Source organism: Mesorhizobium sp. M4B.F.Ca.ET.017.02.2.1 (assembly GCF_003998955.1).
GTDB lineage: Bacteria > Pseudomonadota > Alphaproteobacteria > Rhizobiales > Rhizobiaceae > Mesorhizobium > Mesorhizobium abyssinicae.
The window spans coordinates 1-12,409 of record NZ_RZOF01000181.1 but is presented as its reverse complement, the minus strand read 5'-3'; the positions used below and the strand labels follow the sequence as shown (position 1 = coordinate 12,409).

The 12,409-nt window shown below is 64.9% G+C and carries 11 protein-coding genes and 1 pseudogene; 3 read left to right on the top strand and 9 right to left on the bottom strand.

Features of this window, described 5'->3' with window-relative positions:
- The 3 genes and pseudogenes from EN738_RS35585 to EN738_RS20625 all read left to right on the top strand — a co-directional run.
- Positions 1-410 (top strand): annotated as a pseudogene (locus EN738_RS35585) (type VI secretion system tip protein VgrG); the annotation flags it as partial.
- Between the two features lie 10 nt (positions 411-420).
- Positions 421-843, top strand: a complete 423-nt coding sequence (locus tag EN738_RS20630) for a DUF6484 domain-containing protein (protein WP_127285315.1) — start codon at positions 421-423, stop codon at positions 841-843.
- Between the two features lie 9 nt (positions 844-852).
- A complete protein-coding gene (locus tag EN738_RS20625; protein WP_127285314.1) occupies positions 853-2,016 on the top strand; it encodes a hypothetical protein in 1,164 nt (387 codons plus the stop codon).
- A 47-nt stretch (positions 2,017-2,063) separates the two neighbouring features.
- Here the strand turns inward: EN738_RS20625 and EN738_RS20620 are convergent, their stop codons facing one another.
- The 9 genes from EN738_RS20620 to tssK form a co-directional block, all read right to left on the bottom strand.
- Positions 2,064-3,107 (bottom strand): hypothetical protein, encoded by a 1,044-nt coding sequence (locus tag EN738_RS20620; protein ID WP_127285313.1) that lies wholly within the window; start codon positions 3,105-3,107, stop codon positions 2,064-2,066.
- Positions 3,104-4,192 (bottom strand): DUF2169 domain-containing protein, encoded by a 1,089-nt coding sequence (locus EN738_RS20615; RefSeq protein WP_127285312.1) that lies wholly within the window; start codon positions 4,190-4,192, stop codon positions 3,104-3,106. The genes EN738_RS20620 and EN738_RS20615 overlap by 4 nt, the downstream gene beginning before the upstream one ends.
- Before the next feature lie 3 nt (positions 4,193-4,195).
- Entirely contained in the window at positions 4,196-4,684 is a 489-nt protein-coding gene (locus EN738_RS20610; protein WP_127285311.1) for a hypothetical protein, read from the bottom strand.
- A gap of 1 nt (position 4,685) precedes the next feature.
- Positions 4,686-5,108 (bottom strand): hypothetical protein, encoded by a 423-nt coding sequence (locus EN738_RS20605; RefSeq protein WP_127285310.1) that lies wholly within the window; start codon positions 5,106-5,108, stop codon positions 4,686-4,688.
- Between the two features lie 11 nt (positions 5,109-5,119).
- On the bottom strand, positions 5,120-5,977 hold the full coding sequence (locus EN738_RS20600) for a DUF4150 domain-containing protein (RefSeq protein WP_127285309.1): 858 nt from the start codon (positions 5,975-5,977) through the stop codon (positions 5,120-5,122).
- A 2-nt stretch (positions 5,978-5,979) separates the two neighbouring features.
- Positions 5,980-6,519, bottom strand: coding sequence for a type VI secretion system-associated protein TagF (tagF, locus tag EN738_RS20595; RefSeq protein ID WP_127285308.1), 540 nt, complete (start codon positions 6,517-6,519; stop codon positions 5,980-5,982).
- On the bottom strand, positions 6,501-10,037 hold the full coding sequence (tssM, locus tag EN738_RS20590) for a type VI secretion system membrane subunit TssM (RefSeq protein WP_127285307.1): 3,537 nt from the start codon (positions 10,035-10,037) through the stop codon (positions 6,501-6,503). The genes tagF and tssM overlap by 19 nt, the downstream gene beginning before the upstream one ends.
- 1 nt (position 10,038) lies before the next feature.
- Complete coding sequence (gene tssL, locus EN738_RS20585; RefSeq protein WP_127285306.1) at positions 10,039-11,370, bottom strand: type VI secretion system protein TssL, long form; 1,332 nt, start codon at positions 11,368-11,370, stop codon at positions 10,039-10,041.
- Positions 11,371-11,374: 4 nt separating this feature from the next.
- A partial coding sequence (gene tssK / locus EN738_RS20580) for a type VI secretion system baseplate subunit TssK (RefSeq protein WP_127285305.1) occupies positions 11,375-12,409 on the bottom strand: 1,035 nt, incomplete at its 5' end.

Genomic DNA, 12,409 nt, shown 5'->3' with positions numbered 1-12,409 from the left:
ACATAGGGGCGGCCGACAGCTGGAACATTGCGGCAGCTCAGACCGTCAATGTCGGCGCTGATCAGAGCTTCACCGTCGGTGGCGCTCAGTCATCGCAGATCGGCAAAGCCAGATCGGCAAAAATTGGCGCCGATGACGCGACCGAGATCGATGGCGGGCACATGCTCAAGGTCGGCAAGGGCAGCGGCATCGATGTCGCGGAAGACAGTTCGATCAAGGTCGGCAAAAACCTGGTGATAGAGGCGGGCGACTCGATCACGCTCAAATGCGGGTCGGCCTCGATCATCCTGAAAAAGGATGGCACCATCGTTGCCGACGGCAAGGATATTTCGCTCCTGGGCAGTGGCAAGATCACCCTCAAGGCCGATGGCGACGTCGTCGTCAAGGGAAGCACGATCAACAACAATTGAGGACGTCACCATGGAAGTGCTGGAGCGTATCGACGGCGTCGTGATCGGCCTGCTGATCGGTTTCGAAGGCGGGGCGCCACTCGTCGTTTTTGTCGGCAATCCGCGCGAGACCGCGATTGCCGCGCGCAGCCTCACGGAACTGGACGCCTCGGCCATCGGGTCCGAACTGGCCCTGCTCTTCGAGGGCGGCGACCCGATGCGACCACTGGTGGTCGGTCGCATTGTCGATCCCGCCCGCCCCGGAAGAAGCCTCGAAGTCGTCCGTGACGGCCAGCACATCGTCATCAACGGTGACGAGCGTATAGAACTGCGCTGCGGCCTGGCATCGATCATCTTGGAGAAGAATGGCCGCGTCACCATTCGTGGCACCCAGTTGACCAGCCAGGCCAGCGGCACCAATCGCATTCGCGGCGGGGCCGTGCATCTCAACTGAGGCATGCCGATGCATCGCATCGCGACCATCCCGGCCATTGTGGACCAGCATGCCGAGGACGCAGCATTTCTCTGGCTGCGTCGCCGCCAGGAGATCGATGGTCCAATTCTGGACGAGACCGATATAGGCCGCATTGACCAGCGTCTCGAAGCCAACCTGGAAGGACTGATGGCTGCCGGCAACGCCGGCTGGGTTTCTGCCCACGCGCTCTTTGCCGACTACGCCAAACCGGGTGAACTCTTCGTACTCGGCACTCTGGCGATGCGTTGGGGCGATGCTAAGCTGGTAGGCTCCGCGATCGACGCCAGCGCAAGCCTGGGTGAAGCCGGTATATCGAGCCTGTCAGGTGCGATCGCGCGCACGCCGCGCGAAAACCTTCGGCCGTTCGTGGCGCAGTGGCTGGACACCCGCGATGCGCGGCTTCGCTGCCTAGGGCTGTCTGCGCTGTGGCATAATCGTGTCGATCCGGGCGAGCGCCTGCATCATCTGGTCAGCCATTCCGACGCGGGCGTCCGTTGGCGCGCCGTACGGCTCGCCGGCGCGCTGAAGCGGCGCGACCTCCTTCCGGCAGTCTTGACTGGCCTCGATGGCGAGACCGCGAAAGAACGTCTTGCGGCCGCCTTCGCTGCTTGCCTGCTTGGCGAGGCCCGATCCGCGCATCCGGTGGTCGACAAGATCCTGCTGACGGAGGCGGACCTTGCGGGGGCGGCAATGGAGTTGCGCCTAATGACGACACCGCTGAAGGCCGGCAAGGCCTGGCTGCAGTCGCGTCTCGAACAGCCCATCTCGCGCATCGCGGCCACGGCATCGGTCGGCCTGTTTGGCGACCGTGCGGTCATGCCATGGCTGATCGAGAAGATGCGCGATCCAGAACTGGCGTCCGCTGCAGGTGCGGCGCTTCGTGATCTCTTCGAGGTGGATTTTGGCGACACAGGTCTTTTCGCTGCCGATCCTGCTGTACTTGGCAAGGAGTTTGCCCATCTCGACGGCAGCTCGCTGCCGGCGGCCGATCGCGTTGCAGCGTGGTGGGATGAAGGGCGCGGCGGACGCGATCACCGTCCGTTCAGGTCCATGCGACGGATACGGCTCGAGGCCTTGCGTACGGCAATCGCTACACCCTCCGCGTCGCTGGCGGATTGGCGCTGCACACGCCGATTTCCTGCATGGATGTAATTTCGAAAGCATCGAACTCAAGCGGCAACCTGTGAACGGCTCCAACTTTATCGCTTGGTCATGCGGGCCATAACCGCAGCCGCCCGCAATCCATTCTCGGAGGAGAGTTCGCAGGCAACCGTGGGGCCCGGCGCGTAGTCGTTGAGAAAACTGTCGGCCGCAAGCATCAGCGCGAGCGCTCCGCCGGCAGCGCCGATATCACCGATAGTCATGGCTGGATAGGCGGTCGGCAGCCTTTCGCGGCGTGTGCGGTAGAAACGCGGTCGCGCTATCAACTGCTCCAGGCCGCTGTAACGCTCGCCATTGCTGTTGCTGACGACGAAATCGATGTCGGACTCGGACGGACCGGATCCCCTGACTGCGTCATGCAGGGCGGCGAGCAAGGCTCGGCCTTGGCTGTAACGATCCGACAGAACGCTATCCTTTTCCTCCGACACACCGACGCCGTGGATGGTGGCGTGGACAGGTGATCCCCCTTCGGGATTGAGGGTCAGCCGGACGAAGGCTGCGGCCTCCCCCGGAACAAGGCCCTGCGCGTTGTCTTCTCCCTTGAGGCGCCCGGCCTGTTCCAGTCGGGCCAGATCCGTATCGTTGACGAGACTATCCACGCCACCGAGCAGAACCTGCTCGACACCTTGCCGCTCCATGATTTCCCGGGCACGTTCGAGCAGGCCGATGCTTGCGGCCGCGCCGCCGTCGACAGCGCGCGAACCCGCATGAAAACGCTGTCCGGTAGCCTTGATCACCGCAGCCAGGAACTCCGGCGGCGCAATATCCTCATAGGCTGGGTGCTTGCGAAAGCTTTCGGGCGGCGTGAGCAGGATAGCGGTTGCTTCCGAGGCGCGCGCGCCGGTGCGGAATGCTTCCTTGGCTGCCCGCGCCGCCATGTTGACCAGCCATTTCCCCTGGGTGCGACGTAGCTGATGATGCGTGGGAATCCGCGAGACGATCTGAACAGCGCCGAAAGGTTCAGCCAGGGTCATCTCCTCGAAAGCCGAAAGGCTTGCCCGGATTGCCGCAAGCGTCTGCCTGGCGTCGAGCCCGGCAGCGGTCACCGCGCCACTACCCACGACATAGAGTGGCCGTTTCATGGCTGCCAAACCGGTTGGCCGCGCAGCGTGCCGTCACCGCCGAGCGGATTCAAATAGGCTTTGCGCTTGCGCACTGCGCTGAGGAGAACCGGCGAGACATGACCGAAAACGATCTCGCGCAGGGCAGGGGCGTTGCGTTTCGTTATCAGCGCAAGGCGTGCCTTCAGCGATACGCGCCACAGATCAGGCTCGATGATGACGGTATCGGCGTGGAAAGCGTGTTCCTCGACACGGTCGTCATATACCAGTCGTATCGGAGCCACGATGCGAGGCAGCCGGAAGTCCCACCGTCCGGTCGCGGTGAGGCCAATCAGCGATACGGTCTCGCGGCCGCTAAATTGCGGCAAGTGCTGGTCGGGCGCGGTACAGAGATTATATCGCAGGTCGAAATCCGCCGGCGGCAAGGGCCATTGCGTGTCGATCCATGCCTGGTCGTATGTTCCGGCATAGCCGATGCGTGGCTGCCAGCCGCGACCCAGCGCGCCAAATCCGGCAGGCTTCGGGCGGTCGGAAGGGCTGAGGAAAGGTTCTCCCGGATAGGTGATATTGGGGGCCTGCGTCTTGACCGCCGGGTCGGCCGACCGGGCCTGATGAAACCCGACACCGACCGGATTGCGCAGTTCCATCTTCCCATCCGGCGTGGTGCCGCCATAGGCGCGTTCGTAAACGATCGGCATGGCTCTGAACGGATGCGGCGCGCTGTAGCTGCCGGCTTCGTAGACGCGGTCGCCGACGACGTTCAGCACTTTACGAACGCTGCCGATACTCAGGCCGACCTGCATCTCGCGGATCGGCTTGCCGTTCGGCGCATGGGCTGTGCCGTTGACGATAACTTCGGCCAAGGGCTTCTTCGGCACGATATCGGCCTCGTAGCGGTTGGAGGACAGGGTCGGATCGCCGAAAGGCACATCGCCGAAAGTCACGGGCAGCTGCTCGTCCGCGGGCTTCAGTTCGGCATTTTGACCCGGCGCTTCGAAGCTCGCGGAAAACATCGCCAGCAATACCTCCTGGCCGTCGGCACTCATCTGCACGTGGGTGGCAGCGGCGAAAGGTGTACGGTTTTCGAGCCAGACGTCAAAGGCCATGGTTCAGCACCACTCTCCCTTCTCATCGATCCCGACCGGCCAGTAGGGCATACACGCGATCAGCCTGACGAGATCCGTCTCGCCTGCCTCGATCAGCCATTTGAGGAGCAGTTTTTCGGGTGGAACCGCCTTGCCGCTTCCGACCAATCTGTTGATGCGGTCGCATTCCATCCAGTAGCCACGAACGGCCCAGACCACATGAGGGTTGGATGCGGGACCCGCGAGGCGCTCGTCGAAGGCCTCGGCGATCGCCTTTTTCTGGCTGAGGCCAAGGTCTTTCTGGGTCTCGATCGTATCTTCCCACCAGGCTTCGGCGATGTCATAGGCGAGCTTCAGATCGTTGACATAGTCGGCAAACGCCTGGCGGTGTTCCGGCGAAGCCTGTTCCAATGGAATGTCGGCGAAAGGTACAGCCTGAGCGCGCACGTCACCCGGCTGCGTCAGCAGTCTCTCTATTCCGTCCTCGGTGCTGTAAAGTGTGATCAGTGCCATGTCACACAGGGTCCTCATCCGGGGTCAGACCGACCGGCACGTAGCAGATGCCGTCGACAAGCTCGTAAATATCGGGCGCCAGCTCTTCTATGTCGTAGATCAACAGCTCCGCGTGGTCGCCAATGTCGGCCCCCTCGTCGTCGTCGTCCTCGCCCCACATATCCTCGGTAACATCGTCATCGTCGTCCTCATTTTCCTCCCCTTCATCCAGGATCGCCTCGTCGTTTAGCGCCTCGATTTCAAAGTAGTATTTTCGGAAGACGGCAAGCGTGCGCGGATGGCCTGAAATGCCAGTTGGCCATCTGGTGAGCATGGTTTGCTCGCCCCTCAGGGCACACATATGTTTCCACCAGGCGCGAAGTTCGGGTGCGATGGCGCGCAACTCTGCCACGTAGCGGGTCTGAACGTCGTCGAGTGCAGCCATTTGGTTTTCCCCTATGCGAAGTGTGATGCGTTCATGCGCTTGGAAAACGCCCTGGCTTTTGAGCCTTGGCTTCGCTGGTGGCTGGTGCAGTGCGGCTTGACGGTTTCCGGTTTCGAGAAGTGCTTCTTGAACGCCGCCGCGCCCATGTGGCATCCGCCCATTTTCCAAGCGACCACCAGCGGCGGCTGGTGGTCGTGGATCATATAGTGCCCCTTGGTTTTCTGCTTGTTGATCTTGGCCTCTAGCCTGGCGATCCTGGTTTGCAGCTTGGCGCCGTTCGCCAGCCGCTTTTTCATGTTTGCCAGGTCGCGCTGGCATTCCCAGCAGACCTTCCCGTTTACCTTCTTGGCTTGTTTCGACTTCCGGCTCGGGCGGTGCTTGCGGCCATTGTATTTGCGCGCGCACTTCCTCAAGCGGTCTCCCTTTGGGAGACTCTTGAAGAAATTCACCAGCGCCGAACTGTCGATGCAGTTGGGCGGGTCACTCATCTCGTTCTGGCCCATGGGGTCGCCATGGCGATCGACGCCCTTGCCCTCCACCTTCACCGTGAACGACCAAAGCTTGAACGCGCCCTTGCCCTTGATCTTGTGGGTTACGACGCCGGCGCCAAGACCCTGTGTGGCCGGCTCGTCGCCGGTGCTGGTAGCGATTTCCGAAGAGCTCTCCAGCGCGGTCGGATTGCCCTGTATCTTTACGCTCTTGCTGCCCTTGGTGAGATCGCTTGCCGACAGCATGTTGACATACGGAACCGGCACCGGGACTCCGGGTGGAGTAGGCGGTGACAGGCAGACGTCGCCAGGCGCGATGCCCTTCCCATTGCTACCCTGGTGAAAGAAGCCCATGCCATCGGCGTAAACGCTGTTGCCCATGATCAGCGTGCCCCGACTTCAGTCCGCGCCGCGCGCATGGCCGGCAGGGCGTTGGCCGCGAGATCGTGGATGTCGGCGAATCTGAACTCCCTCACCTCCCAATCGTCACTCCAGAACGCGATCCCGCGCGTGTCGTCACCTGCGATAGGTGCCTCCAATTCCTGAAGATAGTCTTCCAGCCGTGTGTGCGAGAAATGTTCGTCCACACAGCGCTGGAGCAGTTCAGCCAGCGTATCGAACCACTTGTTGGCAGGATCCGGCGGCGGGCCTAGCCGCACGATCGCGAAGGGATAACGGCGGCCAACGCGGTCCTCGCTCATGCGCCAGACACCGGCGCAGGACTGGTCCCCAAAAATCCCGGCCCGGACAACAAAGCGCCAGACGCGCTGGTCAAGCTCACCCTCATCGGGCCGGGCACGCAGCTCCATCGACATCCAGCGATCCCAGCGGTCGATGAAAGTCCGCGGCAGGTTTGCGGAGACGAAATCTCCGGTCCCCGGAATCTTGCCGAAAAAACCGGTGTTCATATCTGCGGCGGACATGTGAACTTCTTGAACATTTCGAGGTTGTAGGGGTTCTCGACGCTTGCCGCCTTGAGCTCGAAATCGGCGTACATGCCCTTGGTGCCGAGGCGCAGGCTGTAGACGTCGGCCAGCGAGGTGCCGGTGAAGCGGCCGGCGCGCAGCATCCTCAGCCACGCCCAGCTGCCGGTCTCGTTGAGCATGATTTCGGGCGAGCCGTCGACCGGCTGGAAGGCGAGCGAGATCACGCCGGTGCCGTCCTTGCCGGGCCACGTCATCGGTTGCGGCCGCGTCGCGTTGTTGAAATAGACGAGGTTCTGGCCGTCGAGATTGAGCGTCACGCGCGTGACATTGGGCGACAGGTCCTTCGGCTCCAGCGTGAAGCTCATCACCGGTCCCGTCCCGCCGGGAAAGAGATCGTCGCGTATGTGCCTGGCCTGTTCGAACGCCGCCAGCGCCGCAGGGTCGAGGCCGAAGTCGGCACGCCATTTCCAGGGCTGGCTGGCGGTGTCGACATAGCTGATCAAATGGTCGTTGATGAAAGCGTCGATCATGCCGGCCGGTCCGAACAGGCGGGCGAAGTCGCGGACATTGACGTCGACCGCGCTCTCGGGGCTAAACGGATAGCGGTCGTTGAGCGCCGCCTGGCAGAACGGCAGGATGTCGGCGCGCCAGATGGCGTTGAGCTCGTTGGTGACGGCCTTCTGCGTCAGGCCGCTGGTGTCGCCGGCGATGCCGCCGAGCCAGTCGTCGATCGGGTCGGGCAGGATCTGCGCCTGCCTGGCGACGGCGCCGGTGAGCTCGGCCAGGCCGCCCTGTTTCTTGATGGCGTCCTGCGGGTCGGGATTGGCGGTCACCGTCTGCAGCACGTTGGAAAGCGCCGTCAGCGCCACCACCGCAGCGTCGAGCGCCGGAGGCTGGCCGTCGACCTCGGCGATCGCGCCCTTCAGCGGCTTGAAGTGTTCGGCCACCAGGCTGCCGGTCAGGTCCACCTTGTCGGCAGAACCGGCGCGCGGCAGCAGCTTTGCCCCGGTCTTGACGACCTTGCCCAGCTTGCCGAGCTTGCCGAGCAGTTTCGAGCCGCCCTTCGCGGCCGCCTTGTCGTCGGCCGGGGCTTCGTCGGACCGGGTAAGGTCGGTCTCCTGAACCACCGCGGTCAAAAGGCGCTTCAGCGCGGAATCGGCGCTTGAAAGGTCCTTGAGGTTCTCGCTGGCGACATTGAGGTCGGCCAACGGCGCGAGCCGCATATCGCGCAGGAAGCTGTCCCATTGCGCGATGTAGTCGTCGTAGTAGAGCTTCAGTATGTCCTCGGACAGCGCCGAGACGGAGGTTTCGGAATTCTCCGAGCAGCCGCCGGCGAACACTGCCCGATCGAGTGCCGCCTGGGCGGCCACGTCCTCGACCCGGTCGAGAACGGCATCGTGGAAGCCGGCATAGGTGAAGGCGCCCGGAACGCCGACGCGCAACGTCTTGTCGGAGCGCCGTGCGAACACCTTGGCGCCGTTCGGCCCGGCGAAATTGGCCGGGATCCATTCCTTCACCCCCGCCACTTCCGGATCGGCCAGCAACTGCTTGTAGGCGCGCGCCGGCAGCGAGATCGTGCACACCGTCTTCAGTGCCTCGGCGACCAGTTCCTTGTCGGGCGCGATGTAGTTGTCGTCGACCGCCATGCGACGGATCGCGGCCAACTGGTGCTCTTCCGCGTCCGGGCTCGGGAAAGGCGGCGAGGGCGCGAATTCGGGCAGGCTGTTGACCCACCAGCCCTGCGCGAAGTCGGTGTCCATCTGCGACAGGCCGGTCATCATGCGATAGGTCTTCAGCGCGCCCAGCATGAAGTCCGGATCGCGGATCTGCCGCCACATGGTCGCCTCGAGCAGCGCGACCATGTGGGGTTCCAGGACGTTGCGCAGCGCATGATCGTAGGTGTCGGCCTGCGCGCGCACCAATTCCGCCGAGGCCGAGGGCCCGAGCAGGTCATGCGGCGCGTCCGGCGGCGCGGTGCGGGCATTCGCGACCTCGTCCATCGCGGCCAGCGCGCCGTCGATGGCCGGCTGCTCCACCGATGCCGGGGCGGCGGTGACGGCGGTCAGCGGCTCCTGCAGCGCCTCGAACTGGCCAGCCTGCGCGGTGATAGCGGTGCGGTTATCGTAGTAGGACCAGGAGAACAGGCCGGCGGCCAGCAACGCCGCTGCCGCGCAGGCGGTGGCGGCGCCGCGCCAGATCCAGGCGCGGCGGCGCTGCGCCAGCGGGTCGAACGTGCCGAGGCCGGCTTCCTTGAAGATCACCTCGGTCAGCAGATTCCGCAGGAAGAAGCTGCGCTTCTCGACCCTTGGCGCGGGCATGGCGCGGCGCGGCGGAAGACCGAACGATGAAGACAACGCCGCGGTCAGCCGGTCGATGGGCGCGCCTTCCTGCGTCGCCGACGTCAGGTAAAGGCCGCGCAGCCAGGCGGCTTCCTCGTAGCGGCTTTCGCCGAACATCGCCTCGATCAGCACCTGGATCGGTTCGGAAAGGCTCGCGAGCTGGGCCGGGAAGCGGAAAATCTCGGCGCGCGTGGCGAGCTTGTCTTCGTCCTCAAGACGCGGCACCAGGCGCCGCTCGAGTTCGGTCGCCAGCGTGGCGATTTCCTTCTCGATGGTCTTGGCGTCGACGCGGGCGTCGAGCGCGAAGGTCGTCCCCCACACCTGTTCGCGCGCGGTGGTCGACAGGCCGCCGAAGAACGCCTCGAAGCCCTTGATCAGATCGGCCTTGGTCAGCATCAGGTAGACAGGGAGGCGGATTTCGAGCCGGTCGTTGAGCTCGGCCAGCCGGCGGCGGATCTTGCGGCCGTGCGCCTTGATGGCTTCGTCGCCTTCCGAGAGCGCGTCGATCGAGAGCGCGACGATGACGCCATTCAGCGCGCGGCGGCCGCGGTGCTTCTTGAGCAGGTCGAGAAAACCCAGCCACTCGGTCGCGTCGACATCCGGCTGGCTTTCCTGCTGGACGTAGCGGCCGGCGGTGTCGATCAGCACCGCGTTTTCGGAAAAGAACCAGTCGCAGTTGCGCGTGCCGCCGACACCTTGCAGGTCGTCGGTGAGGTCGATCGGAAAGTTCAGGCCGGACTGGCGCAGCGCCGTGGTCTTGCCGGTCGCCGGCGGCCCGACGATCACATACCAGGGCATTTCGCGCAGGAATTTGCGGCCGCCGAGCTTGCGGCGCCTCAGCTCGGCCATCACATCGGCGAACTTGGCGCCGACGGCGGCGACGCTTTCCTCGCCGGGGGTGAGCTGCTTCTCCGCCGCCGGCGCCGCGATCTCGGCGACGAACATGCGGTTGGCGCGGATCGCGCGGCGCTGGGCGATGATCAGCCAGATCAGCCACAGGATGATCAGCCCGGCGATCATGCCGATGCGCACATTGTCGGAATCGAAGGGCGAATAGGGGCCGACCTGGACGATCGGGCCGAAGATCCAGATGACCAGCGAAAGCAGCGCGATGCCGATCAGCGTCCAAAGGAAGCGCGATGTGAGCACAGCCCAGAGGAAGCGCAGGATGAACATCTCAGAGCCTCTTCTCGACCAGGACCTCGACGCGCCGGTTGAGCGCGCGGCCCTCGCGTGTCGAGTTGTCGGCCACCGGGTCGGTCTCAGCGCGCCCTTCGGAATGGATACGCTCCTGCGGCACGCCGGCCCGCACCAGGAGGTCGGCTATGGTCTCGGCCCGCGCTTCCGAGAGCCGCTGGTTGGTCGACAGCGGGTTGGATCGTTGCAGGCGCACGTTGTCGGTGTGGCCGACGACGGTGATGTTTCCGATCAGCTCCTGGTTGGCGAGGATGACCTTGGCGATGGATTCGACCAGTGGCTCGAAGCCTGGTGTCAGTGTCGGTCGCGACGACTGGAACAATTCGGGGTTGGAGGCCTGGATGACCAGCTTGGCCAGCGACACGCTCTCGGTGCCGCTGAGCGCCCCCCTGAGGTCGTCCGGCGCTTCGGCCTTGAATTCCGGCAGCAGCGCGAAATCGACTGGCTCCGGCTCGGGCGGCGCAGGCGCGTCAACCTTCGGCGCGGCGCGAGTGATGTCGGCGCGCGCAGGCGGCGGCAGCGCCCGGACCAGCGCCGAGAGCTCGACGCCCTGGCTGCTCAGCCCCATCGAGAGCCCGATATGGACCACAGTGGCGATCACTGCGGCGGTGAGCGCCATCACCCAGATCGGCACGATGAAGCGCTGCGGCTCGTCCGAGGCGATCACGCCTTTCCAATGTGGCGACAGCGGCGCGCCCTCGGCGTCGGCATCGCGCAGGAAGCGCGCCGCCGCCACGCGAACGGCATTGAGCGAGCGGTCGCCGGAGCGGCCGGGCACCCGGTATTTGCCGCGGAAGCCAAGCGCCAGGCACTGGTACTGCAGTTCCAATAGCTCGCGGTCCCGGTTCGGGTGGCGCTCCAGCTCGTCGAGGCGCGTGAAGAACTGGGTGCCGGCATCGACGTCGCCGCGCAGCATGACCACCAGCGGCTGGCGCGGCCACGCGCTGGCGCCGCCCCAGGGCGTGTTGAGCGCGAGGTCGTCGAGAAGCGCCGCCACCACCCAGGCCGCCTGATCGGCGCGCTCCAGAGACGATCCCGACGTCATGGCGGCATCGCGCGCCCGAACCAGCTCTTCGAGCAGACGCGTGCGCAACGTTTCAGGGTTCTCCGGCGCCAGCGCGCTTTCGAGCTCGGGCGCGAATTCGAGCAGCGGCGCAAAGGCGTTGATGAGCGCATTGGGATGGGTGCGCGAGCGCTTGATAGGCACACCCGTCAGCATCGGCGCCGTCGGCCGCGGCATCTGGGCGCCGGTCAGCCTGATGCGCGTGCGTTCGCGATCCTCCGACAGTCCGAAGGGATCATCCCGGCTCATGATCTCACCTGTTCACCGAATAGCAGTCGACCTGCGGCTCGCTCGGCAAGACACCCGAGACGCCGATGACGAAGCCGGGGGCGTCGAGCAGCGAGGCCCAATGCTCGCTCTTCTGATCGAGCTCGAGACACAGCCGGTCGCCGTCGTAGGGGATTTCGCGCGGCTGCGAATGGAGCGGCTTCAGCGGGATGCCGGGCAGGCGCGATTTCCACAGGCCCTCGAACTGGTCGGCCGCGCCGACCGTCGCCTGATTGACGAAGATCTTGCGCAGCGCATCTTCCGACAGCTCGGAGCCGACGCGGATGACGATGCGGCTCGCCACCAGCAACTTCGGATTGTCGATGCGGATCTTCCAGACATTGGTCGAATGCCGCATGACGGGCAGCGCGCGCGATTTGGGCTCGATGTAGCGCAGGCTCAGGATAAGCGAGCGCAAGGCATCGGCCAGCGCCGAATAGGCGGGGCCGGGGGCCATGTGGTCATAGGCCGGCAATTCGCCCAGCCGTCGCGAGCTGGAACCGTAGGTCGCCATCTCGCCGGCGAGGCCGGCAAGCTCCAGGTAGAGCTCGGCCGGGTGGAAGACGTCCTGCGCCAGCATGTGCGCCAGCCGCGGCCGTGCCGCATTGGCAAGGTGGAGCATCAACAGGTCCTCCACGCTGCGCCCGGGCCCGCCCATCACCATCTTGCCATGCGCCTCGGCGATCTGGTCGAGGCCGGTGACGACTTCCAGAAGCAATTGCCGGTACCAGGCCACCGCGCCCGTGATCAGGGTCGGCGGCAGGAACGCCTCATCCAGCGAGACGCCGCCATCGGCGCGCACGCCTTTGACATCGGCGACGGGCAGGGCGGTGTAGCCGCCGACCGATTTGCCCGGCGCCAAGAGCACTGGCTGCGGCCGGGCAATCTCGATCTCCTCCGGGTCCGATCCTCCGTGCACCGCGTCGCGGACCGAGACGATCCGCCCATGATAGCGCGCGCCGGTAGATGCGGCATGCGCCGGATCGAAGCCGACGCCGCCGGGCGGTTCGAGCGGCAGCGC